This window comes from Paenibacillus sp. H1-7 (genome assembly GCF_022354825.1).
Lineage (GTDB): Bacteria > Bacillota > Bacilli > Paenibacillales > NBRC-103111 > Paenibacillus_S.
The window spans coordinates 7,379,382-7,402,033 of sequence record NZ_CP031168.1 but is presented as its reverse complement, the minus strand read 5'-3'; the positions used below and the strand labels follow the sequence as shown (position 1 = coordinate 7,402,033).

At 52.4% G+C, this 22,652-nt stretch carries 22 protein-coding genes and 2 pseudogenes; 12 read left to right on the top strand and 12 right to left on the bottom strand.

What is annotated here, in order from left to right:
- Nucleotides 1-20: 20 nt before the first annotated feature.
- Nucleotides 21-704, top strand: a complete 684-nt coding sequence (locus DVH26_RS32715) for an aspartate/glutamate racemase family protein (RefSeq protein WP_239629744.1) — start codon at nucleotides 21-23, stop codon at nucleotides 702-704.
- Here DVH26_RS32715 and DVH26_RS32710 read toward each other — a convergent pair.
- From DVH26_RS32710 to DVH26_RS32695, 4 genes are all read right to left on the bottom strand, one after another.
- Nucleotides 701-1,147, bottom strand: a complete 447-nt coding sequence (locus tag DVH26_RS32710) for a hypothetical protein (protein WP_239629742.1) — start codon at nucleotides 1,145-1,147, stop codon at nucleotides 701-703. The two genes, DVH26_RS32715 and DVH26_RS32710, sit on opposite strands and share 4 nt — an antisense overlap.
- A gap of 141 nt (nucleotides 1,148-1,288) precedes the next feature.
- Entirely contained in the window at nucleotides 1,289-2,671 is a 1,383-nt protein-coding gene (locus DVH26_RS32705; RefSeq protein ID WP_239629740.1) for a sensor histidine kinase, read from the bottom strand.
- Nucleotides 2,668-3,348 carry a response regulator transcription factor gene (locus DVH26_RS32700; RefSeq protein ID WP_239629738.1) on the bottom strand — a complete coding sequence of 227 codons (681 nt, stop codon included), beginning with the start codon at nucleotides 3,346-3,348 and terminating at the stop codon, nucleotides 2,668-2,670. Before DVH26_RS32700 ends, DVH26_RS32705 begins: the two co-directional genes overlap by 4 nt.
- A 432-nt stretch (nucleotides 3,349-3,780) precedes the next feature.
- Nucleotides 3,781-5,007 carry a glycosyltransferase family 2 protein gene (locus DVH26_RS32695; RefSeq protein ID WP_239629736.1) on the bottom strand — a complete coding sequence of 409 codons (1,227 nt, stop codon included), beginning with the start codon at nucleotides 5,005-5,007 and terminating at the stop codon, nucleotides 3,781-3,783.
- Nucleotides 5,008-5,147: 140 nt separating this feature from the next.
- On the opposite strand from DVH26_RS32695, the gene yyaC reads away from it, so the two are divergent.
- Nucleotides 5,148-5,720 (top strand): spore protease YyaC, encoded by a 573-nt coding sequence (gene yyaC, locus DVH26_RS32690; RefSeq protein WP_239629734.1) that lies wholly within the window; start codon nucleotides 5,148-5,150, stop codon nucleotides 5,718-5,720.
- A gap of 156 nt (nucleotides 5,721-5,876) precedes the next feature.
- On the opposite strand, the gene DVH26_RS32685 is transcribed toward yyaC, so the two are convergent.
- Nucleotides 5,877-6,455: a TetR/AcrR family transcriptional regulator gene (locus DVH26_RS32685; protein ID WP_239629732.1), complete on the bottom strand. Its 579-nt coding sequence runs from the start codon at nucleotides 6,453-6,455 to the stop codon at nucleotides 5,877-5,879.
- 197 nt (nucleotides 6,456-6,652) lie between these two features.
- On the opposite strand from DVH26_RS32685, the gene DVH26_RS32680 reads away from it, so the two are divergent.
- Nucleotides 6,653-6,943, top strand: coding sequence for a hypothetical protein (locus tag DVH26_RS32680; protein ID WP_239629730.1), 291 nt, complete (start codon nucleotides 6,653-6,655; stop codon nucleotides 6,941-6,943).
- A gap of 198 nt (nucleotides 6,944-7,141) precedes the next feature.
- On the opposite strand, the gene DVH26_RS32675 is transcribed toward DVH26_RS32680, so the two are convergent.
- Nucleotides 7,142-7,906 carry a sulfite exporter TauE/SafE family protein gene (locus DVH26_RS32675; RefSeq protein WP_239629728.1) on the bottom strand — a complete coding sequence of 255 codons (765 nt, stop codon included), beginning with the start codon at nucleotides 7,904-7,906 and terminating at the stop codon, nucleotides 7,142-7,144.
- Nucleotides 7,907-8,060: 154 nt separating this feature from the next.
- Here DVH26_RS32675 and DVH26_RS32670 point away from each other — a divergent pair, with 154 nt between their 5' ends.
- Together DVH26_RS32670 and DVH26_RS32665 are read left to right on the top strand one after the other, a co-directional pair.
- Nucleotides 8,061-9,620: a sensor domain-containing diguanylate cyclase gene (locus tag DVH26_RS32670; RefSeq protein ID WP_239629726.1), complete on the top strand. Its 1,560-nt coding sequence runs from the start codon at nucleotides 8,061-8,063 to the stop codon at nucleotides 9,618-9,620.
- A gap of 176 nt (nucleotides 9,621-9,796) precedes the next feature.
- Nucleotides 9,797-10,183: a VOC family protein gene (locus tag DVH26_RS32665; protein WP_239629724.1), complete on the top strand. Its 387-nt coding sequence runs from the start codon at nucleotides 9,797-9,799 to the stop codon at nucleotides 10,181-10,183.
- A gap of 474 nt (nucleotides 10,184-10,657) precedes the next feature.
- Here the strand turns inward: DVH26_RS32665 and DVH26_RS32660 are convergent.
- From DVH26_RS32660 to DVH26_RS32650, 3 genes and pseudogenes are all read right to left on the bottom strand, one after another.
- Nucleotides 10,658-11,542 (bottom strand): annotated as a pseudogene (locus DVH26_RS32660) (IS3 family transposase); the annotation flags it as partial.
- Nucleotides 11,530-11,847 (bottom strand): transposase, encoded by a 318-nt coding sequence (locus DVH26_RS32655; protein WP_239629721.1) that lies wholly within the window; start codon nucleotides 11,845-11,847, stop codon nucleotides 11,530-11,532. The pseudogene DVH26_RS32660 and the gene DVH26_RS32655, both read right to left, overlap by 13 nt.
- A gap of 216 nt (nucleotides 11,848-12,063) precedes the next feature.
- On the bottom strand, nucleotides 12,064-12,912 hold the full coding sequence (locus DVH26_RS32650; RefSeq protein WP_239629719.1) for a nucleotidyltransferase domain-containing protein: 849 nt from the start codon (nucleotides 12,910-12,912) through the stop codon (nucleotides 12,064-12,066).
- Nucleotides 12,913-13,068: 156 nt separating this feature from the next.
- On the opposite strand from DVH26_RS32650, the gene DVH26_RS32645 reads away from it, so the two are divergent.
- Complete coding sequence (locus DVH26_RS32645) at nucleotides 13,069-13,734, top strand: NAD(P)H-binding protein (protein ID WP_239629717.1); 666 nt, start codon at nucleotides 13,069-13,071, stop codon at nucleotides 13,732-13,734.
- Nucleotides 13,735-14,093: 359 nt separating this feature from the next.
- On the opposite strand, the gene DVH26_RS32640 is transcribed toward DVH26_RS32645, so the two are convergent.
- Nucleotides 14,094-14,408, bottom strand: coding sequence for a dehydrogenase (locus DVH26_RS32640; RefSeq protein WP_239629714.1), 315 nt, complete (start codon nucleotides 14,406-14,408; stop codon nucleotides 14,094-14,096).
- Nucleotides 14,409-14,535: 127 nt separating this feature from the next.
- A complete protein-coding gene (locus DVH26_RS32635; RefSeq protein WP_239629711.1) occupies nucleotides 14,536-15,009 on the bottom strand; it encodes a cupredoxin domain-containing protein in 474 nt (157 codons plus the stop codon).
- Between the two features lie 180 nt (nucleotides 15,010-15,189).
- Here DVH26_RS32635 and uptA point away from each other — a divergent pair.
- The 5 genes and pseudogenes from uptA to DVH26_RS32610 form a co-directional block, all read left to right on the top strand.
- Nucleotides 15,190-15,780: pseudogene (gene uptA, locus DVH26_RS32630) on the top strand (undecaprenyl phosphate transporter UptA); the annotation flags it as partial.
- An 81-nt stretch (nucleotides 15,781-15,861) separates the two neighbouring features.
- Nucleotides 15,862-16,272, top strand: coding sequence for a nuclease-related domain-containing protein (locus tag DVH26_RS32625; protein WP_239635564.1), 411 nt, complete (start codon nucleotides 15,862-15,864; stop codon nucleotides 16,270-16,272).
- A gap of 197 nt (nucleotides 16,273-16,469) precedes the next feature.
- Nucleotides 16,470-17,036, top strand: a complete 567-nt coding sequence (locus DVH26_RS32620; RefSeq protein ID WP_239629708.1) for a thioredoxin family protein — start codon at nucleotides 16,470-16,472, stop codon at nucleotides 17,034-17,036.
- Nucleotides 17,037-17,050: 14 nt separating this feature from the next.
- Nucleotides 17,051-17,686 carry an MBL fold metallo-hydrolase gene (locus DVH26_RS32615; RefSeq protein WP_239629705.1) on the top strand — a complete coding sequence of 212 codons (636 nt, stop codon included), beginning with the start codon at nucleotides 17,051-17,053 and terminating at the stop codon, nucleotides 17,684-17,686.
- Nucleotides 17,687-17,815: 129 nt separating this feature from the next.
- Nucleotides 17,816-18,574: a lipase family protein gene (locus DVH26_RS32610; RefSeq protein ID WP_239629702.1), complete on the top strand. Its 759-nt coding sequence runs from the start codon at nucleotides 17,816-17,818 to the stop codon at nucleotides 18,572-18,574.
- A gap of 21 nt (nucleotides 18,575-18,595) precedes the next feature.
- On the opposite strand, the gene DVH26_RS32605 is transcribed toward DVH26_RS32610, so the two are convergent.
- Nucleotides 18,596-20,914: an AraC family transcriptional regulator gene (locus DVH26_RS32605; protein WP_239629699.1), complete on the bottom strand. Its 2,319-nt coding sequence runs from the start codon at nucleotides 20,912-20,914 to the stop codon at nucleotides 18,596-18,598.
- A 145-nt stretch (nucleotides 20,915-21,059) separates the two neighbouring features.
- Here DVH26_RS32605 and DVH26_RS32600 point away from each other — a divergent pair, with 145 nt between their 5' ends.
- Nucleotides 21,060-22,595, top strand: a complete 1,536-nt coding sequence (locus DVH26_RS32600) for an extracellular solute-binding protein (RefSeq protein WP_239629696.1) — start codon at nucleotides 21,060-21,062, stop codon at nucleotides 22,593-22,595.
- The last annotated feature ends 57 nt before the right edge of the window (nucleotides 22,596-22,652 follow it).

Here is a 22,652-nt window from a genome sequence, read left to right as displayed (position 1 = left end):
ACACGGACGGAGGACACTACATGACACGGACCATAGGATGCTATCATGCCCATTATTCGAATATAGACTATATTCAGCAGGCCATGGAGCCCTTCGACGTCGAGCTGGTGCATTTCGTCGATCCGGGATTTGACCGGCGCAAGTCGGATGCGGCTTTCCCGGTCGAAACGGCGCAAGCTCGAATACAGGATACGCTGGTATGGGTCGAATCCGCCCATGTGGATGCGATTCTGGTAACCTGCACCTTTTTTACGGCTCATATGCCCGACAGCGATGCACTCCCTGTCTCCATTCCCGTCGTTAGAATCGACGATCCTTTGTTCGAAGCGATATGTGCTGAAGGGCGTCCGCCGCTGCTTGTGTTCACGAATCCCGCAACCGTGGACGGGACGGTCCGTCGTTTGATTCAATATGCAGAGGGAAGAGGGATGGAGCTTCCCGTTAGGACTCATTTGCTGGAAGGTACCTTCGATATACTGATGCGGGGGGACAAAGAGACGTACCTGAGCAAGGTTACGGAGGGGCTGATGAATTTGGCGGCAGAGCACCCGGACCATCAGCTGTGGGCGGCTCAGCTGTCGATGGCGGGCGCAGCCGGGAGAGCGGAAGAGGCTGCCGGGGTCCGCATCGGTGATCCATTGTCCGAGCTATCCCGATACATGGAAAAGGGGCTGCAGCTGAAGCCGCGCCCCCGGACAAGTTAAAGTTTCATACTTACAATGAACACTATCGATACGATCAGGACCATAAAGACGGATAACGTTGTAATGTATCCGGACAGCGGGACTGCCGCGGCTTGATGGTGTCCCTGATCCAGCCTTTTCTTCACATTGCCGCTCAGGATGCCGGTGACAAGAAGCGCGAGCACGATGATCATGCCGCCGCCTTTTTCCATCGCGTTAAGCCATAGCGGCTTTTCCGATCCTATGCCCATCTGCACGATCATATAGACTCCGCTTCCAAGCACAACGACGGCGCTCGGATGAGATAGCCAGCTGAACACCCGGATCAACCGCTTCATCACGAAGCCGCCCGTATCCGGGCTGGTTTGCTTTTGCAGCAGCGGCAGTACAACGATAACGGCGAGCAATGAGCCCAGCCAAACGAATAATCCGGTTAAATGTAAAAACAGCATAAAACCAAACATCGAATCCACTCCCTTTTTTGTCGAGTAAGCCTGATGGACGCCTAGGGAATGCGATGGAGCAGCAGCTCATCGTCACACCATATCGTCCCTCTCACAAGTGAAATTGTAGGACACCAATATGAATGGACGATGAACGGAATGTTACAGAAACGGGAGCCGGACCGTTACGACAGTCCCTTTTCCAGGCTCGCTGGATGAAACCTCGACCGTGCCGTTGTGCAGCTCGACGATTTTTTTGACGATGGACAAGCCGAGGCCGCTGCCCGAACGGGTGCGGTTTCTTGCTTTATCCGCCTTGTAGAAACGGTCGAACACATAGGGGACTTCGCTTGCCGGAATACCGACGCCCGTATCGCTGACCGTGACGGCGATATGCCGCCCCTCGACCGTCATGGCGACGCGAAGCGAATCGCCTTTGCGGCTGAACTTGATGCTATTGCCGAGCAGATTCAGCCATACTTGATACAGCAGCTGCTCGTCGGCTTGAATGACGACATCGGGCAAATCGAGCTCAATGTGCAGCTCCTTCTCGCTCCACTGCCACTCCAGCAGCAGAAACGCCTGACGGATTTGTTCATCCAGCCGATAGGACGACAGCTTCAGCACGGTTTCTTCTTTATCGAGCGATGCCAGAGTGAGCAGCTGCTGGCTTAAGGAAGACAGGCGCCGGCTCTCCTCCTCGATGATTTTCAAATATTTCGCCTCTTCCTCGGGCGACGTTTCCTTTTGAAGCATCGTTTGGGCGAATCCTTGAATGGATGTCAGCGGAGACTGAATCTCGTGCGACACGTTGGCGACGAACTCCTGGCGCATTTGCTCGAGCCGCTTCAGGGAACCGGCCATGTGCGTAAAATGCCGGGCCAAATTGCCGATCTCGTCTTTCCTCGACATATCGATCTCGATATTATAATTGCCGCCGACGATCTTGTTCGTTGCGCCCGTCAGCAGCTGCAGCGGCTTTACGATATAGCGGGTCAGCAGAATGATCAGTCCGATGCTGAACAGGAAGGTCAAGCCTAAGAGCAGCCCCATAAGGATACGAACCTCGCCGATCTGCTCCTCCAGATTCGGACGGATGAACAATGCATAGGCTTGCCCGCCCGATTGCAGGGGGATGCCGGCGGTGTTTCGCAGGCTGTTCTCGAAGAAGCCGGTCACCATAAGCCAATGCCGCTCTTCCTCTAGCCCGCGGTACGTTTCCCCTGCCAGCACCCGCCGGGCTATGTCCATATCGAAGGCTTGATGCTTGAACGGAGCTCCGTAGAAGGTGCCGCGAAGCCCGCTGTCGACAGCGTAGATTTGAAAGCCCATGTTGGCGATGCGGGGCAGCAATGCTTCCATCCTCGTATCGGGCGTCTCTTCCAGCAAAGAGCGAATTTCCTGGGCAATGCGGACGATTTTGTCCTCATTGTATTCGCGGATTTGGGCCGTGTAATAAACGTTCGTCACAAGCAGCGCAATGATACTGCTGACCATGGCCACAAGAATAAAGGTTAGGACGATGCGCGTATAGAGCGTCCTCATCCTTCCTGCACCTCAAGCTTATAGCCGAGTCCCCTTATCGTCGTAATGACAAAGTCGTCCGTTTTATCGTAAAAACGGTCGCGCAGCCTTTTGATATGCACATCGATGGTGCGGCTGTCCCCTTCGTAATCGGCGCCCCAAATATGCCGGAGCAGCTGCTCCCGGGTGTAAATCCGTCCCGGATTGCTGGCCAAATGCGACAGCAGCTCGAATTCCTTTAGCGGAATCGTATAGAGCTCGTCGTCAATCCGGATTTCGTAGCTTTTGCGGTCAATCGTCGTATTGCGCAGCTTGATGATCTCCGACGAAACCATTTGATACCGGCGCAGTAGCGCCTTGATCCGGAATAGAAGCTCCCGCGGCTCGAAAGGCTTCACGAGGTAATCGTCCGTGCCGGACAGGAAGCCTTGTTCCTTATCCTCCATGGAGCCTTTGGCCGTCAACATAATAACGGGTATATCGTAATGGGAACGGATTTCCTCACACAGCTCCAGACCGTTTTTGAAAGGCATCATAATATCGACGACGGCAAGATGGATGGGCTCGTTTTCTAATCGATGTGAAGCCTGCTCGCCGTCCTCCGCCTCGTGGACCACATAGCCCTCCTTATCGAGATGAAAACGGAGCAGCTCGCGGATATGGGGATCGTCGTCGGCAACTAACAGATGCATTCTCATGAATCGTACACCTTCTTCTTGGACTTATCCTTGTTGCGGATGGATATACCGTTACTATAACGAGAAATGGGGTGGAGATTCAAATAGGTGCAGCCTTATGCCTAATGGGCCTGAAAAACAAATAAGACACGGTGCGCCCGTGTCGGTCATTCATCTATAGATTTATCTATTGTATAAACCAAGCTCAGCTGTTCAAAGTGGTACACTGATAGGCTGCAACAAGAAGAAAAGTAAGCACGGTGACGACCGTTACATAAGTGAATTGCCTGATCGATAAATTCATGGTCAGCTCCCCTTTATTTCAGCGCCGGCTGCCGTGATCGATGAGCCGGGTAGGCTTCGATCAAGCTTTCGAAAACGCCCTTATGTTTTTATCATATAATAACATAACTAAAGCTTGTGTAAAAATTTCGTAAATGATGGCTGGAAAAGCTAACGCTGCATTTTCCTCAGCTCGTCCAGCGAATAAAAGGTGCCCCGCCAATAGATGCCGTCCTGGCGAAGCGTCAACCATACCGAGCGAACCACGATATAACTGAGCAGGCAGACAGTCAGCGGAAAGGCTGACGCTTCTCTCCCGCTGAAGCTCGTTAACGAGCGGACCAGCCTGAAATAAACGAATAGCATGACCGGTATCGATAGGGCGTAAATCCAACGCGGCCAGCCGCCGACGGCAAACACCGCTATAAATGGAAACAAAAAGAGCGCAAGCTGTCCGGCAACGGCAGCGGCGGCGAGACCGATTCGGTAGTGGAAGCCGGAGAACAAGTTTTTCTCCAGTCCGCGCACGGCTTCCTTCAAGCTGGTGTACCACTCTACGGCAATATGGTCTTTGCCGGAAGCCAGGCGCTGCCGCAGCTGCGCTTGCTTGACCCGCATACCGAGAACGAGGTCGTCGTCCGGCCGCAGCGCAAAGGCCTTGTGCGTGCCGATCTGCTCGTATGCCCGCCGGGTCAGCATGTTGAAGGCGCCGACTCCCATCCCGTGCTTGTGCTGGGTATCGACGTTCGCCCTCCACGGGCGGACATACAGGCTTAAGGTGAAGAAGAAATACGCGACGAACGCTCTGAGCCAGAAGCCGCTCACGGCCATATCGGGCGCGAGAGCCAAATGATCGACATCGTGCTGCTTCATGAAGTGAACCGCATCGGTAACCGTATTCGGCTCGAACAGCACATCGGCGTCGGTGAATAGAATATACTGTCCCCTGGCCTGCTTGTAGCCTTGATAAAGCGCATGATTTTTACCCAGCCAGCCGCCGGGAAGCGAGGTTACATGAATCACGGTCAGCGGGACGGCAATATGTCTGCGACCCTCCGACCATTTGCGCAGCTCCTCGAGCTTGCGGCCGGTCCCGTCCTGCGAGCGGTCGTTGACGGCGATAATTTCGAGCCGCGGATACGTCTGGTTCAGCAGATGCTTCACCGTTTCCGTGATCGATGCCTCTTCTTCTTTGGCGGCAATGATGACCGAAACGAGCGGAAGCTCCTGCTTGTCCGCTGCGAGACCTTCCGGCTTTTTGCCTGCGGCGCTCATAGAGGCGATGCCTTCCGGCGCATGAGGCAAATGGAGCATGCTTTTTCGCGCCCGTATCGTATCCATAAGCATGACGATCCAATATATAAGGGTAATGATGGCAAGAAGCTTGATGATGAGCATGGCGGACCCGTCCTCTTGGCAATCCGTTTTTACGGCATTATATCATGGGCGCCCGCAGAACAACAAATCTTTCCGATGCTGTGCTACAATAAGGAAAACGTTGAGGCTATACGGACAGTGGAAGAGGAGGCGATGAGGTCATGGACGGGAACAAACAAGAACAGGCTCCGGTGATTCGCAAAAAAGTAAAGGGTCCCGAGCTGGCCGATTGGCTTCTGCAGATACGGCAGTCGGTTAGCGGCGCTGAGAAGCTGCTGTTTCTATGTATAGGCACGGACCGGTCGACAGGGGATTCGCTTGGTCCTTTGGTCGGGACGATGCTGGAGGAGGCGGGCTACCCGCATATCGTCGGAACGCTGCAGTATCCTTTGGATGCGAGCAATATGACCGAGCGGCTGGCGGAAATCCCGCAGGGGCTCAAAGTGATGGCGATAGACGCTTGCCTGGGACAGCCGGCATCCGTTAGCTGCTTCCAAGTATCCAATCAGCCGATGGAGCCGGGCAAATCGATGGGCAAGCAATTGCCTGCCGTAGGGGATTACTCGATTGCGGGGATCGTCAATGTAGACGGGGGACAAAAGTATTCGACCCTGCAGAGCACTTCGCTGTACAGGGTGATGACGATGGCCAAACAGATTGCAGCCGCCATTCAAGCGGCGTTTCCTGTGGAAGCTGGCGTGCGGACCGGGTTGCACCCGGAGGAAGGCCGATAGCCTTCGGTATTCGGTGGGCTGGCAAGAGGCTTCCATCCGCAGCTTTTGGCTTACTAGTGGGTTGTTTAACGAGTAACAAAAAAGACAGGATTCTTCGGTACATTTCGTGCGAAATCGCCTTCGAACGAGATACCGGGAGGTCCTGTCTTTTCTATTCTACAAAGTAATGCCCTGCCAATACAACCGCCAGACGCTGCGGATCCGCGATTCGAAATCGTGGCGGGCGTAATAAAATTGCTGAATGAACGAGCCGTCCAGCAGGCAGTAATAGGAGGCGAGCAGATCCTCCTTGTTCTCGGGGCGGAGGATGCCGTCTCTCATCCCCTCTTCGAATATGGCAAGCAGCACTTCGGACAGCCCGGTTTCGGAGCCGGCGAACCGCCTTCTCAGCTCCTGCTGCAGCGATCCAGGCGGAAACAGCATCGCCCGCTTCAGGAACGTGATGTGCTCCTCGCTCAGCAGGTAGGTTTGGCAGGCGTCCTGAAGAATCGTGTACAGCTTATCGTGAACGGATTTGCCCTGGATCAACGATTCGAGCGCTGCGGCACGGTCCAAATGAGCCTGCAGGACTTCGTCAAAGATGACCAGAAACAGCTCTTCCTTGCTTTTGAAATGGGCATAGAGAGAAGGAGCCTTAATGCCGACCGCTTTGGCAATTTCCGCTAATGCCGTGCCTTCATAGCCGTATTGTGCGAACAGCCGCAATGCGGCTTCTTTAATTTTGGTGACTGTCAATGAGAGCAGCATCCTTTCACAAGAAGAAACTAACAATCATTAGGCAAGTTTATACTATATGATTTTTTGGATGAATTCAAGTTTACACTTGGCCGCCCAATTTTAAAAAAGGTTAATAAAAAGGGTTCATACATTTAACAATCGGTTTATATAATAAATATTACATTCATATCTTACAAATCGAGGGGTGGACTTAGGTGAAAACCGTTAACCATATTAATTACATGGATCAGGAAGGGCAAGTGTATTGCTGTTTGCGAAATAAAGTCGTGAAGCTGGACGATCAGCAGCGCGAGCAGTTTTGCAAAGGCTGCAGCATGTTTGCGGGCACAGCTGACGGCCGCGGCGTCGAGTGCGTATGGGAGGATTCGCGCAATGTGAGCGAGCCGTTCATCGTTCTTGACCCGACCAAAGAGTTTTTCCGCAATCAGGTTCGTCACGTCAGCTCCAATTATATGAGCTCTCTTGTATGGTTTGCCGCTAATTGATATGAAAATGGCGAGCAAGCTTTTAATAGAAAAACGGCCCTCGGACCGGTCCTTGCTTGAAGGAGTCCGTTGAGCCGTTTTTTTGTTGCCTGAAAAAGTAGTGCCGATGAGAGGATAGAGAAGCAAAAGTTACAAAGGATTGTGTCGAATTTAGAAGGTTTATGACGATATTTATCGAAAAAAACGTTATTATTTTTGTTAATGCAATAGATCCCATAGCTGTTTGCCTATTAAAATCGTGGTAACGCCGATGAACAAAGGCTTAACATAGCGGGAGCCGTGGCGAATGGCGACCCGGGAGCCGACGAAGGCTCCTGCGATCATCGCAATGCCCATTGGAAGCCCGTATCCGACATGCACCGAGCCGAGAATAAAAAAGGAAGCTAGACTAGCGATGTTGCTAGCCAGGTTCAGCACCTTGGCGTTGGCGGAAGCTCCTACGAAATCGAAGCCGAGCAGCAGGAACAGGAACAGCAGGAACGACCCGGTTCCGGGACCGAAGAAGCCGTCGTAATAGCCAAGAATAAAGGCGCTGACGGCAGCTATTGTTTTGCCGGTTGTGCTCAAAGGGCGGGGAGTGGCTTCGGCTCCCCAGTTTTTTTTGAATAAAGTGTAGATTAAGACTATGACGAGAAGGCTTACAACCAACGGCTGCAGAAATGCCGAGGGCAGCAAATGAACCGAATACGTGCCTAGCACCGAGCCTATGAAAGAAAGCGGAAATAAGGCAAGAACGAGCTTTCCGTTTATTTTGCCCGAGAATATAAAAGAAATGGTACTTGTTGCCGATGATAAAGTACCGCCAAGCTTGTTCGTTCCGAGCATCATGCTCGGAGGCAGCCCCGTAAGCATCAAGGCGGGGACCGAAATCAAGCCTCCGCCGCCGACTACCGAGTCGATAAAGGCTGCAACAAAGCCGGCAATAATCAAAAATACTAGCATATCCGTAGCAGGCCATTCCATAAACTATAAGTCTCCTTTTTCCCGATACCCCAAGACAGAATAGGCTTAGTATATAAAAATCGACACGATTCTACAATACTAATTTCTTTACCAAAAGCAGGTGATTCGCATCCTTCTTCGATGGCTTCGATTATACACGCTCCAACAGCAGTTAATGTTTTGGATCACATTGATAGTTGTAGTTCTTGGCCTCGTCATTAATATGACGGTCTATTGGATGGGGAAACAGGAGACGGAACGGGCCGTTCGCGCCCAAATCGAGGAAAAGCTCAATTTGCAGACGAAGTTTGTAAACCGGTGGACGCAGGAACGGTTGTCTGATCTATGGTCTCTAGCCGGGAGTGACCGCGTAAAATCGTTGGACAAGTCCTCCATTGGCAGCGAGCTTGAGAGATTTTATATCAACCAGCATGATTTTAGCGAGATTTCCTTCGTGAACCGGGAAGGAATTGTCGTGAACGGAACCGCGATCCCGTATTGGAGCGACGATATAAAAGATACGCTATATTTTCAAGCAGGCATGAGCGGGAAGGAATACGTGTCAGGCGTCGTTCTGGAGCCGACCGAACCCGTTATCCTGTTGGCCGTTCCGATCCTCACCGATTGGGGGGAGGCGAACGGGGTCGTCATCGGGAAGGTTAAGCTCGACACGATTCATGATATTTTGCAGTCGGTGCATCTCCGTGGGATGGGGGAACAGTATGTGCTGGACCGCGACGGCATGTTTATTACCAAGCTGAGTCCCGATCAGCAAAAAGAGTTTCGAGCAGAAAGCAACCTCAGCATCGTTAAGCGGGCTAAGAGCGACCATGAGGAGCGATCGGTCTATATCAATTACAAAGGAGACGCTGTATTCGGGGCATATCAATGGACCGAGGATCGGCGTTGGATTGTCGTGGCGGAAGTGGAGCGCATTGCGGTGCTCGGGCCTTTGTACAATTCCGTGTTCGTGATCGTTGTCATTACTTTATTCGTCCTTACCATCAGCTTATACGGCATTATAGTGGTCACCCGCCGGATGGAGGTGCCGCTTGCCTTTTTGCTGCAGGGAACGAAGGTGATCAAGGAAGGGCAATACGACTACTGGATTAACCGCAGCGTGTTCAAGTATGCCCCGATAGAGCTTAGGGAGCTGTGCGATACATTCAATCTGATGAGCCGGAAGCTGAGAAGCACGGTACAGCTGCTGGAGGAGCACGCCCGAATCGATGCGCTGACCGAGCTTCATAACCGGAGATATATGCAGCAGGAAGGGATGCATCTGGTGGACGCCTGTTTGAAGCTTCACCAGCCCTGTTCCTTGCTGATGATCGACGTCGATCATTTCAAAAAAGTGAACGACTCGTTCGGTCATTCGACGGGAGACCGCGTGCTGCATTATGTGGCCGATATTTTGAAGCAAACGATGCAGCAGGGCGACTTGCTTGCCCGGTACGGAGGCGAGGAGTTCATCCTCCTGCTGCCGAAAATCGGGCTGGAAGAAGCGATGCGCCAGGGAGAAGCGATTCGGCGGCAAGTGGAGGCCGCCCCTTATTCGGATGAGGGGCTGCTCATTCCGCTCACCGTAAGCATTGGGGCGGCATCTATTGAGGCATCGTGGGAAGCGGGAGAGGATAGAGGATTTTATGAGCTTGCGGATGCCGCCGACCGGGCGCTGTACATGGCCAAAAAGCTCGGGCGGAACCGGGTGGAGGTAATTCGGGGAGAAGGCTAGCAGAGCGGCACGATCCAGTGCACATGAGGGTTAACGAGCTATCAGAAGCCGGGTCGCGACTAATCCTTAAATGAAGCGATTGCACAAACGGCTTGTCCGTGATATTCTTCATGCGTAAACGGTTTTTTCCATTCTAGTAAAGTTGAGGACCTAACGGTCGGAAAGGTGGATTCGGAATGATTCACAAGCTGGAGCATATCGGAGTTATGGTCAAGGATATGGATGCGTCCATCCGCTTTTATACGGAGGTATTGGGGCTGAATCTCGTGAAGCGCGTTGCGCTGGCAGACGGTGCGGAGCTTAGCTTCTTGTCGTTCCCGGGATCGGACAACATCGAAATCGAGCTGATTGGACGCGGACATGACGGATTGCCGGACAACGGGATCGTCCATCATATCGCGTTCACCGTCAGCGACATCCAAGCGGAAATCGATCGGCTGAAAAGCTTCGGCGTGAAGCTGATGGACGAAACTCCGCGGACGATTTTGCAAGGAGACCAAATCGCCTTTTTCTTCGGACCGGACGGAGAGCGTCTGGAGTTTTTCCAGCCGGCAGCGAAGTAATAGACCGCGAAGACGTAGTGTTCTGCGGACGACCAAATTCGTCACCTCTCACTTTTAAAGAAAATATGCGAAAAACCCGCCTCGGCATGCCCTATTTGCCGCCAGGCGGGTTTTTCGTTTTTAGACACTTTGCCGAAGTCCTCGCCGTCCACTCGGATCTCCCCATTGCCATCCTGCACATAGACTATGAGTACGTTATTTGCTCATTTTACCTGGACAGACGGTGTGTTTTCACGAAATAAAGGATCTGTTGGACCTCTGTCAAGAAAGTGGACACAAAATATAATAAAATAACTAAGCGTATGTCAGAGCCGCGGCTTGACATGGAGCCTCTATGGGCATGATGATCGGCGATGCGGCGATGTCCTGGAAACCCTGGTCATCGCCATAGCAATAATCAGCCTATCATGCCCATCCCTCCATATAAAACCGCTTGTAGCATACATTACAGTACGTTGAGATACATACTCCTCGTTAGGAAGCCCGTTTCTTTTCGAAGTGCATTGCGTATTGGACAGGGGACAAGAAACCTAGAGAACTGTGGATCCTTTTTCGGTTATAGAAGAATTCGATGTACCTAAATATCTCATTGTACGCCTGTTGTTGGGTTTTAAACTTTCTACAATAAATCAGTTCTTTCTTAATAAGACTGTGAAAAGACTCGATGACGGCGTTGTCGTAGCAGTTGCCTTTTCGACTCATGCTCGCCTTCATTTTGAATGTGACCAGCATCCTGCGGTATTCATTCGATGCATACTGCGTTCCACGATCGGAATGATGGATAAGCCCTGGCTTCGGTTTTTTTACCAAGTAAGCATCTTCTAGAGCACCAAGAACCAGTGCCGTGGCCATTCGTGTCCCTAATCGCCAACCTACGATTTCCCGCGTACACAGGTCCAAGATACTGGCTAAATACAACCGGCCCTCACGGCACGGAACATAGGTGATGTCAGCCACCCAGACCTTGTTTGGTTCAGAAACTTTGAAATGTTGGTTTAGCTCGTTGGGGGCAATAGGAAGATCGTGATTCGAATCGGTTGTCATGACTTTATATTTGCGTGAAACACAGGAGCGTAATCCCAACTCCTTCATGTACTTACTTACGGTCCGTTCGCTTATCTGGTAGCCTTCTTGCCGGAGTAGATGGGTAATCTTGGGACTTCCGTACCGCTGTTCGGTATCGTAGAAATGGTAGGTAATTCGCTCCTGCACTTTCTTTTTCCGAAGCTCTTGTTGACTTGGTACTGCTGTTTTCCATTTGTAATATCCGCTCCGGGAAACACGCATGACTACGCACATCTTCTCCACTCGAAACTCGGAGCAATGTTCTTCGATGAACTGGAACTTTAGTTCCGTGGCTTGCTGAAGATGTGCAGCGCCTTTTTTAAGATGGCGAGTTCTTCTTTCAAGTCTTCGATTTCACGCTCTTTTTGACGATTTTCTCGTTCCTTTTCCTTTAAGAGTTGCTCTAGTTCGCGGGCTTTTTCCGGTGCAGCTACGGCTTCGTTCTCAAACTGTCGAAACTGTGCAATCCATTGATGAACCGTGCTTTTTGGAATGTTCAACTCATCACAGATTTCCGTTACGGACTTCGTTTGTTCTTGGATGTACTTTACAGTCTGTTGTTTAAACTCTTCATTATATCTTTGGCGGTATTCTCCCATAATGGACACTTCTTTCTTGGTTAAGTGTATTCCGCTTACCTCGTCTCTTACCATTGTGTCCACTTTTTATTCTAGGTGCATGTAGTCCGATCACTCCACAAATAGAGCCATTTTCGGTGAAATAACGGATCCACGGTCCGTAACAGCTTGGGCAACGCTTTCCAACGGACAGGGGCACTGAACGTTTGGAATCGCTAATTGCCTCGACTCATGGTGTCATGGGGATATACTGCCGGACAAACGCTCTGTTTCCTGCACGATAGTCTCCAGCATTTGAATTGCAGCATGAAGCTCATCCGGATCGGATGTCAGCCCGGTGAATACGCCGTTGATTCTGCTCTTGTAGTCAGTTATGGTCACGGGAAAGCGGCCGGCGAGCTGTACGGCGCCTTTCTCGTTCATCCAGTATTGGCCGTTCAGCGCGAACAGTACCTGGTTCAGGCAGGAAACGGCACGGAAGCAGCAGCCTGCGGCGTAGGACACATCCTGCTTGGCTGCCCCTTTGTAGGCGGCCGATACAGAGAAGCCGGCCTCCCACAAAAAGGTCCGGATTAGCGCCGCCGCAAGCTCCGGAGGATAGGGTGCCGTTTGAGACTTCAGCTTCGTTATAACTCCCGAAGGATCCCATAAAGGAAGGCAGCGGGCGGCTTCGGCCATATACATCGCGTTGATGAATCCATGAGGATGCCCCGGCTGATAATCGATTGTTACGCGCCCTTGGAGGCAATCGGCCATCACGCTGTTCACCTTATTCAAGTCGCGGTACAGAAAGTCTACCGCGAGCCCGTCCACCTGGAGCCAGCCTCCGCCGTTTATCCAGGGGCCCCATTCGCCGATGGGGGTAATCAAGCCGGAGCGTCTGTCGTCGTCGACCTCAGAAGCGAGCTGCTCAAGAGCAGGCAGATCGATAGGGACTTCCGGATCGTAATACAAGCCGATGTCGATATCTGACTGCTCGGTATGGGTTCCGGATGCCCGCGAGCCTCCCAGGACGATGGCTTGAATGCCCTGTACGGTTTTCAGTTTGGCAGCCAGCTTTTCGATAACGAAAGCAGCAGCGTCCATATAACAACACCTCGATTTTTATCGTATATCCAACAACCTCATAATACTCTATATGGTCGGATCATGGTATGTCTAATGTTCAATTGATCCCCAAAGGGAACGAAAAATGAATATAATATAATGAGATCATGTTGAGTGAACGAAAGGATGTTGACCATGGGAAAACAAGCCGTCCTGGCAGGAGCTACGGGGCTCGTAGGCAAAGCGCTGCTCGGGAAGCTTTTGGCTGACGATCAGTATGAACGTGTGTATATATTGGTCCGAAAATCCACGGGGCGGAGCCATCCCAAGCTGACGGAAATGGTCGTCGATTTCGATCGTCTGGAGCCGGATCGTCCGGTACTTGAAGGTGCGGACGTATTCTGCACACTCGGAACGACGATTAAGAAAGCGGGAAGCCGGGAGCAGTTTCACAAAGTGGACTTCGCGTATCCAGTGAAGCTGGCGGAGCTGGCAGCCGCACACGGGGCGGAGCAGTACGTCATCGTGACCGCGATGGGCTCGGACACGAGGTCGATGTTTTTCTACAGCCGGGTCAAAGGCGAGACGGAGGCAAGACTCCGTCAGCTGGCGCTTCCCGGCTTGTCCATCCTCCGCCCGTCGCTGCTTACAGGCGAACGGGAGGAGTTCCGCTTCGGCGAGCGTGCGGTCGAGGCCGCAGCGCGGGCGTTGTCGTTTGTATTTACGGGACCGCTCCGTAAATACAAACCGATCCCGGCGGACACCGTCGCCGAAGGGATGCTTCTCGCGGCACGCAGGGGCCGCCGCGGAGTCACGGTCTACGAGTCGGGCGATATCGCCGACCTCGTGGACCGGGCTTGACCATCCGCTCCCGCAGCGGATGGCGGCTCTTGCCCTTCAGCATCCGCCAATGCGGGATGGTGGTGCTTGCTCCAACCATCGAGTACCGCGATTGGTTAGCGATACCCCCCCACCCGCCGCCGTGATCGGCGGGTGGGGCTTGGTGTGCCTGCGAACGCGCAGTGGAAGGGTGGTGGTATCCCCCGGAGGAGCGTCAGCGTCCGCCTTTGTTCTCGGGAAATAACCTATCATCGTAATCTATTCTGAATTTCCCGAGAACAACAGCGGCCATAGGCAGATACCCCCATCCCTGGAACTACCCCGCGTTCTAAGCTGTTTTTATCTTTCCAACACCCACCGGAGGCCGACGCATCACGGCGTCACCCTCCGAAGGAGTCCCTAAATGCCTTCTCCAGCACCGCAGGCTCCACACCCCACAGCTCCGCGATCTCGGGGCATACGTTCTCTTCCCACCAATCGGCGAGCGCCTTGCGATTGCTTGAATTTTCTACGACCCATTGCAGGTTGAGCATCACCTTTTTGTAATACAGCTCATCCGCTTTTTCCACCAAATCGGGCGCGATCCATTTGCCGACTTTTTTGCGGGCACGGTACATTTCCTTTGCGCAGGCCCGGCGTATTTTGCGAGCGCTGGGGTAAGACTGGTTATGTTTCAATTGATTCCCAGGATTCATGGACAGTTCACCTTCCTCTTCTACGATATCGTATGCGGGAGGAGGGCGCGTTGCACCTGAATCAAAGAAACGAAAAAAGCCCTGACGCCGGCGGGCGAGAGGGCTTATTCCAGCTATTGCGCACGGATCAGTCGTCGACAACGATATAACCGACCATCGGTCCGTTATGGGCGATATCGGGGTGCGTCAGGCAAATGATCCGGTATATTCCCGGCTTGTCGGCACGGAACGACACGACGGTTTCTTTTCCTTTTTTCACTTCGCCCTTCACATTCAAGCCGTCGATAATGAACGGATGACTGGTCCCGTTAACCCCGTAAATCGAGAGATTGATGCGCTCTCCTTTTTTGACATAGATCGTTCCCGGATCCCAGCGGTAAGCTTCGATTTCTTTGCCGTCGGCTCCCGTAGACTTGAACTCGCCGGTAACGAGCTGGATCGTCCGGGCTTCCCCTTGTCCTGAGGCATCCGGCAAACCGCTGGTCGTAGACGCTTCGCTAAATCCCCAGTACCACGCGGCACCCAAAGTCACTAGCGCCATCAGTCCGAGCAGGAACCAGCGGCGAAGCTGTCTGTTGCTGACTACGAATATTTTGGCCACGGTGCTCACTCCTTCCATCGGGCTGGATTCCAATGCTCCCGACAGTTTGTACTAAATGTATGCTCCTGCTTGTCTCTTCATTCTCCTGCGGGTGGTTGAACCGAATGGAAATATGATAGAATAGGAACGATTGCGAACAAGTCGGGCTTGCCCGGGAAGAGAGGAAGAGGCTGGAGAAGAATGTTAAAAGATCTGGTTCACAGCGCATTGATGTTTATTGAAAGTCTTGGTGCATGGGGAATCATGCTTGGGCTCATGCTGGAAGTCATTCCAAGTGAAATCGTGCTGGCATTCGGCGGTTACTTGGTTGCCAAAGGGGAAGTTTCATTTCTTGTCGCGGTTATTTTCGGTACCATCGGAGGAACGATTGCCCAAATTTTCGTATATTGGATCGGCCGTTACGGCGGCAGACCGTTTCTGGAACGGTACGGCAAATTCATTTTGATAAATAAGCACCATATCGATGTCGCGGAAAACTGGTTTAACCGCTACGGTACCGGCGTTATTTTTACAGCCCGGTTTATTCCGGTAGTTCGCCATGCGATTTCCATTCCGGCAGGGATGGCTAGAATGCCCCTCAGCCTGTTTACTCTTTATACTACGTTAGCGGTTATTCCATGGTCTATTTTGTTCATTTATCTTGGATTGACGCTTGGCGCGAATTGGGAGCAAATCGACGAGAAGGCGGCGCCTTACGTGACGCCGTTTATTATCGCTTCGGTGACGCTGACGGTGCTCTATGTGCTGTTCAAGCTGATCAGGCGCAAGAAAAATGTCAGCCACGGCAGCGGCGGAGCAGACGGAGAGAAGCAGCTGGCGCAGCTGCTGCAAACCGTAGGCAAGGAGTATCGCGTGCTGAAAGAGCGTCGCGTGCAGGCGGGAACGAGCGACCAGAAGCTGGACTACGTTGTGATCGGACCGAACGGCGTATTCTATATCGACGCTAAGCACGGGCAAAATTACATTCAATGGAACGAGTCCAGTCATTCTGGGAGCAAAAACGATATGACCGCCCAGCTGTACCGGTATGAGCATGTGCTGAAGGAGCTGTTCCGTTCGGCTGAGCTGAATCCCGAGTTGACCGGAGTTCTCTGTCTTACGCATCCGAACAGCAACATGACCGGCAAAAGCCCGGCATTCACGGCGCTGAAGCTTGATCAGCTCGTATCCTTCATTCAATCGTACAAGCCTAAAAAACCATTGCTTGCTTCCTCAGAAGTTGATGCTATTGAACGGCTGATTCTGGAAAACAGCGGCAATTAATACGAACAGCCTCGTTCCTTATCGGAGCGGGGCTTTAATATTAATTGAACTTACTTTTTTAAATTTTTTGTAAAATCGTCCTTCTTCAAGTTTAGAACATGTCATAGTCGGCCGCACGCCGCTGCATCCTGCATTGCCTAGCCGTCCCTTTTTATATACAATGAAATATATACCACCCTAAAGGAGGGCTTTACGATATGGCAGCGAATCTGGCGAGTAAAATTAAAACCGGCTTGACTCCGCAGCAATTCATCGACGGGATGACGAAGAACCAGGAGAAGTTTCAGGAATGGTACGACAGCTTTGCTTGGCAGAACGATGAAGATAAGGAGTTCTTCGAGTCGCTGAACAACCGCGACGACCTGCGCTGCTTGATTTTGATGGCTGACTGGTGCGGCGATGTAGTCCGTAACGTACCTGTTGTGTTTCGTGCGCTCGAAAATTCCGGTATTCCGGTAGAAGTACTGATCAAAGAAGAGCATCCTGACGTGATGGCTCAATTTTTGACGGGCGGCGGAGAAGCGATTCCAATCGTTATTTTCACCGATTTCAGCGGACACGTGCTGGGACATTGGGGACCTCGTCCGAGCAACGTTCAAGCGGTTATGACGCAATTCAAGCAAGAGAACCCGGATCGCACGGCTCCGGATTATGATGAAAAAATCAAGGTGGCGCGCCAGGAAATGGGCCGTCAGTACGGAGAAGGCACAGGCTATCATGCGACGATTGTCAAAGAACTGCGCGACCTTCTCTCTACGTTCTAAGGTGGAGTGAGAGAATGAGCTTGGAAGGCTTGAAGATTGAACCGTTTTCCTTGGGGCCGCTAGGAACGAACGCATACCTGCTGTCCAGACCCGCGGAGAACAAAGGCATTATTATCGATCCCGGCATGAATCCGAAGCCGTTGATCAAGCGCATCGAAGGGATGGAGATCGAGGCGATTTTGCTTACCCATGCCCATTTCGATCATATCGGCGGTGTGGACGAAATCCGTAAGCTGAAAGGCTGTCCGGTGTACCTGCACGATGCGGAGGCCGAATGGCTGACGAATCCGAAGCTGAACGGCTCGGCCCGATGGCCGGAGCTGGGAGCGCCTATCGTGACCGATCCGGCGGAATATGCGCTCGACGAGGGGCAAGTATTGAAGCTGCTTGGCCTTGAGCTGAAGGTGATGCATACGCCCGGTCATTCGCCGGGAAGCGTAAGCTTCCTGCTCGGCCCGCATTTGTTCGGCGGTGACGTGCTGTTCCGCTTGTCCGTCGGCCGGACCGATCTGCCGGGAGGCCGCACCGAAACGCTCATGGATTCAATCCATATGAAGCTGTTCGAGCTGCCTGACGAGACGATCGTCTATCCGGGACACGGAGTCAAGACGACCATCGGCTACGAAAAGGAAAATAACCCGTACGTCTAACGATTCCCCTACATAAAAGCTCCTCCGTTATGGCCTGTTATGGCGATAGCGGAGGAGCTTTTGCTTGTCTGCTGCATAGGATGTATGAACAGTACAAGCAGCGCGCGAGCGTCCCAGGGGGAGAAGGAGATGAGCGGTAAGGCAGCGAAGGCGGTCACGGACCGGGCGATATTTCTGGCAGCGGCCGTCTACCAGGCGGTTCAGCAATATAAGAACGGGGGAAAATGCATCCTGCCCAAGGGCTATCGCAAAGTAGCCGTGCTGGGCGGCAAAAAGGACCCGTATTTGGGCATGATTCTCCAGTCCGCAACGACAGTGATCATCGTCTTCCGGGGCACGGAGAGCGCAGCCGAGCTGCTTACCAACACGGATATGCAGCAGGTTCGGTTCCCGTTTGTTCCGTCGGCGGGCAGAACGCATCGCGGGTTCACGAGGCTGTACGAGCAAGCGGCACGGGACAGCATCATGCGCTGCCTGCGCAAGCAGTCCGGAGACAAGGCCCTTTGGATTGCCGGCCACAGTCTCGGCGGCGCGATAGCTGCCATGTGCGCTCTCGATACAGCCGTCAACAGCAAGTTCAAGCAGCCGAAGCTGTATACGTACGCTGCCCCGAAAACGGGTGACGCCGTTTTCGCCTCCGCTTTTGGACGCAAGATTCGCCACAGCGTTCGGGTCGTAAATGAATCCGACCTGGTTCCCGTTCTCCCCCCCTCCTTGAGTTATGCGAATTATCGGCATGTGAAGGGCGCCTTTCGGCTGCGGTTCAGCCGGTCTACGATCATTGGCAACCATACGATCCGCAGCTACTACCAAGAGCTCGCGAAGCTCGATACCGGCTACAGCCGGCGTCTGCAGCAGCTCAATCCGGGCTATTGTCCCGAAACCTAAGCGCCGGAGCAGATCCGGCTGTCACTGGCCTCTTTTGCGGAAAGATTCGCGGTATTGTCCCGGCGTAACGCCTTCCTGCTTGCGGAAAGAACGGATGAAGTTTTGCGAGTTCATATATTGCAGCTTTTCGGCGATATCCTTGATCGTCATATCCGTCTCGGTAAGCCACTTCTTCGCCATGGCGAAACGGTAAGCCGACAAGTAATCGCTAAACGTCGTGCTGGTTTCCTTGCGGAAAATGCCGCTCAAATAGTTTGCGTTATAATGCAGCTGGGAAGCACACTGCTCGATCGTCAGATCGGTATCGTACTGCTTGTGAATCATATCGATGATTTTCTCGGAGATGCTCTGGTACTGCGAGTTTTGCCGGTCCTTGTAAATGCCGATCAAAGGCGAGATGACCCGCGTCCAGAACCATTCCTCGATTTCCCTGCTCATTTGCAGCTTGTTCAGCTCCTCATACAGCGAGCCGCCCTTGGGCAGAAGCTGGTTCAAGGTAACGCCCGATTCCTGCATCGCGACCATCAAGCTCGTAAACAGGCGGACCATCGGGATCTGATATTCCTGAGGCGCCATTTCATGCTTGAAAATAATTTTCATAAACTGGCTGAGCAGCCGCTGGGCATTGTCCTCATCGGCAAGCAGGATGGCGTCGAGCAGCTCGCTTTCGGTCAGGAAGGGGTAATCCAGATGCAGCTGATGCTTCCCTTCGTTAATATTGGCATATGAAATGATGACGCGGCCGCCCAGATGAATGCGCTGCTTCAAAGCTTCCAGTCCTTCGCGGTAAGCGACGGAGGCTTGCTTCAAATCGTCGAAGGGCAGGCTGATGCCGATGCTGATTTCCAGGCCGAGAACCCGCTGCACGGTTTGCTGTATCGTCTCGGTTACGGTATACATATAGCTTTTGAAAGCGTCCGGTGACGGATCCCTGCTTCCGATCAAAGTGACCTGCGTCTGCTCGATGAAGACCGGCGGGAGCCGGACGTCGGACGGAATGATTTCCTCGATAATGTTATTGATTGCGAACAGCAGGAGCTCCATATCCTCCTTGCCGTAACGCGTGTTGTCCAGCGTATCGATCTGCAGAGTAATGACCGAATGCATCCGCCACTCCGATAGCATGCCGCTCAAGCCGAACAGCTCCATCCGTTCCATCATCTCGTCGCGCCGTACCTTCCCCTGAAACACCTTGATCAGGAAATAGGTCAGCGCTTGCTGGAGATGCCGGTGCATCTCGGTTTCCAGCTGCGATTTCGACTGAAACAGCGTCTGCACCTGGGCGCTGATGAAATCAAACTCATTGCTGAGCCGCTTTTCCCCGCTCGGGACTTTTCCTCCGCCGATTTCTTTCATCAGCCGCTCGATCGGGTTGTACATTTTGCGGGACCCGAGCCACGCGATAAGCAAGAAGACGGCGACGATAATAAGGCACACGAAGATCGTGTATCTTCCGATTTTTTTGGAATCCTGGGTCAGACTGTCGATAGAAATAATGGACAAGTAAATCCAGTTGTTATACGACGACCGGAGATAGGTGGCCGTATACAGCTGGTCGTTCACTTCGGTCTGGAACTGCCCCGAAGCTTGCGTGAAAATGGACGGGTCGCGAATGAATTCCGTATTGATGGCGTATTTGCCTATCATAGAGGGATCCGAGTGGAACAGGATGCGCTCCTGATCGTCCAGGATCATGACCGTCTCCGATTCTCTCGGCGTATAATTCAACAGCTCGGCCAGGCTGCAGGTCGTCAAATTCGTAAAGGCCAGCCCGTATTTGTCGAGGCTTTGGTCAGGAAGCTTCTTGACGAGGCTGATCGTATACGGACAGGCTGCGGCATTCGCCTTTTCCTCGCTGTAAAACCAGACGCTCGGGTTCATCACCCATGAGATCGTATTGGGCAAAAGCATCTGGTTGGCGATTTGAAAGCGGTGTATATAATTCGAAAACGTATAGAAGCCGGAGTTTTTGATCATCCAATCCTGCTTGAGATTGACGATAACGACATCATCCACTTTGGTATAAAACGATTGGGTATTGCTGATTTCCTTGCGCAAATCCTTGTACAGCATGAAATCGTACGAGGTGAAGGGCTCGCTTAGCACCTTGGCCATCAAGGGGGAATTGACGAGCTGGTCGAATGCATGGTTGATCGTCCGGAGGATTTGCTCCACATTGGAGTTCATCTGTGTCAGCAGCTGGATTTGCCCCCGGTTGACCTGCTTTTGAATTTCATTGGACGACTGGAGATACGACAGGATGCCGAAAAATATTACGGGAACCGTGCATAGGATGCATCCGAATAGTATGAGTCTGGTTAGATAGCTGGTTCTTTGCATCTCGGACCTCCGTTTCCGACTATTTTCGACGTTACAAGACAAAGTTAATTGTATCAATCCGCAGCCGGACGAGCAACGATTTCATCCAATTACACAATCGTGTATAATGAAATACACCAATATATCGGAGGAGGAGCGGGTTAAGATGGGACATAATCCGTACACAAAACCGCATATAGCTGTAATCGCTTTCGTGCTCACGGCGGTGCTGGCCGTTCTGCTGGGCGGATGTACCAGGGAGCAGCTGCCGGGCGGCGCGAATGCTGCGGACGAAACGGCCAAGCCCATCGGCATCATGATCCCGCTGCATCAGAATCAGGCTCCTCCCGCTGAAATGATGACAGCCGTAGAGCGGGCGGCTCAAGCCAAGCTCGAAGTGGACTGGATTCCGAACGATAATTATAAAGACAAGCTGATCAATGCTCTGCAAACGAATTCGTTGAAGCAGGTCACCTACGTGAACCAGACGGATTACGGCATTGTGAAAAATGCCCTCCGCTCCGATATGTTCTGGGAAATCGGCCCTTATCTCGAGTTTTATCCGAACTTGAAAAAGCTGAACAAAGAAATTCTTAAGGAAACGGCGGTGCAGGAGAAGCTATACGGTCTCTATACGGAGAGGCCGTTATCCCGCCAAGGCGTCATTCTGCGCAAAGATTGGCTCGACCGGCTGAAGCTTAAGGAGCCGACGACAGTGGATGAGCTGTATGAAGTGCTGAGGCAGTTTACGTATAACGATCCGAACGGGAACGGGGCTCAGGACACAATAGGGCTGGCAGACCGCGGGGACCTTACCTACGGGGCGTTCAAGACGTTAAGCTCCTACTTCGGTACGCCTAACAATTGGGGCGTCAGAGATGGCAAGCTCGTGCCGGATTTCATGACTGCCGAATACGTCGATACGATGAACTATATGAAAAAGCTGGTGAGCGAAGGCAGCATGAATAAGGATTTTGCCGTCACCAGCAAGCAAATTCAAAGATATATGCTGATCAGCGGCAAAGCGGGAGGCTTTATCGGCAGTATGGAGGATGCCCCGAGACTGCTCCGCGAGCTCCAGAAGTTCGAGCCGAACGCGCAGTTGACCCTGATCAACCGGATTCGCGGCCCGAAAGGGGAAGGCGTATGGGCCAATCCCGGATTCGGCGGCCTATTCCTGTTTTCCAAGAAGGCTATAGCCAACGAGCAGGAATTGCGGCGCATTCTTGCTTTCTTCGACCGGAGTATGGATCAGAATGTGAGCAAACTGCTGAATTTCGGAATCGAAGGAAAGCATTACAAGACGGTGGACGGGCAAATCGTCGTCACCGCAGAGATGGATCAGCTTTACGATTCGGAAGTACTGCCGCTGACCTCGTTCGTTATTGCAGGAATGAGCAACCCGAATTTGATGAAATCCAAGCAAGAGCGGGAGGACCCATTGGCGGTAAAAGCCGATCAGCTGACAAAAGATAATGAGAGCATATTGATCCGCGATCAGACGCTGTCCTTAACCTCTACTACAAATGAGGTCATAGGCGGGGAGCTGGCGGAAGTAATTACGAACGCGACCTATAACTACATATTGGGCAAAATTGACCTGGCACAGTTCCGCAATGAAATCGCCACGTGGGAGAAGCGGGGCGGAGCCAGCATTATTAGGGAGTATAACGAGGCTTATCAGGCCGGCAGGAACAAATAAATAATAACTGCAGCCGTCAACCTTGCTTGACGGCTGTTTTTTTGCGATGAGAAATCT

Bases quoted from the DNA above. Each gene is read 5' to 3' on its own strand.
- DVH26_RS32715 (WP_239629744.1), top strand. From the start codon at position 21: ATGACACGGACCATAGGATGCTATCATGCCCATTATTCGAATATAGAC.
- DVH26_RS32710 (WP_239629742.1), bottom strand. From the start codon at position 1,147: ATGTTTGGTTTTATGCTGTTTTTACATTTAACCGGATTATTCGTTTGG.
- DVH26_RS32705 (WP_239629740.1), bottom strand. From the start codon at position 2,671: ATGAGGACGCTCTATACGCGCATCGTCCTAACCTTTATTCTTGTGGCC.
- DVH26_RS32700 (WP_239629738.1), bottom strand. From the start codon at position 3,348: ATGAGAATGCATCTGTTAGTTGCCGACGACGATCCCCATATCCGCGAG.
- DVH26_RS32695 (WP_239629736.1), bottom strand. From the start codon at position 5,007: ATGCTCATCATCAAGCTTCTTGCCATCATTACCCTTATATATTGGATC.
- yyaC (WP_239629734.1), top strand. From the start codon at position 5,148: ATGGACGGGAACAAACAAGAACAGGCTCCGGTGATTCGCAAAAAAGTA.
- DVH26_RS32675 (WP_239629728.1), bottom strand. From the start codon at position 7,906: ATGGAATGGCCTGCTACGGATATGCTAGTATTTTTGATTATTGCCGGC.
- DVH26_RS32670 (WP_239629726.1), top strand. From the start codon at position 8,061: ATGTTTTGGATCACATTGATAGTTGTAGTTCTTGGCCTCGTCATTAAT.
- DVH26_RS32665 (WP_239629724.1), top strand. From the start codon at position 9,797: ATGATTCACAAGCTGGAGCATATCGGAGTTATGGTCAAGGATATGGAT.
- DVH26_RS32655 (WP_239629721.1), bottom strand. From the start codon at position 11,847: ATGGGAGAATACCGCCAAAGATATAATGAAGAGTTTAAACAACAGACT.
- DVH26_RS32650 (WP_239629719.1), bottom strand. From the start codon at position 12,912: ATGGACGCTGCTGCTTTCGTTATCGAAAAGCTGGCTGCCAAACTGAAA.
- DVH26_RS32645 (WP_239629717.1), top strand. From the start codon at position 13,069: ATGGGAAAACAAGCCGTCCTGGCAGGAGCTACGGGGCTCGTAGGCAAA.
- DVH26_RS32640 (WP_239629714.1), bottom strand. From the start codon at position 14,408: ATGAATCCTGGGAATCAATTGAAACATAACCAGTCTTACCCCAGCGCT.
- DVH26_RS32620 (WP_239629708.1), top strand. From the start codon at position 16,470: ATGGCAGCGAATCTGGCGAGTAAAATTAAAACCGGCTTGACTCCGCAG.
- DVH26_RS32615 (WP_239629705.1), top strand. From the start codon at position 17,051: ATGAGCTTGGAAGGCTTGAAGATTGAACCGTTTTCCTTGGGGCCGCTA.
- DVH26_RS32610 (WP_239629702.1), top strand. From the start codon at position 17,816: ATGAGCGGTAAGGCAGCGAAGGCGGTCACGGACCGGGCGATATTTCTG.
- DVH26_RS32605 (WP_239629699.1), bottom strand. From the start codon at position 20,914: ATGCAAAGAACCAGCTATCTAACCAGACTCATACTATTCGGATGCATC.
- DVH26_RS32600 (WP_239629696.1), top strand. From the start codon at position 21,060: ATGGGACATAATCCGTACACAAAACCGCATATAGCTGTAATCGCTTTC.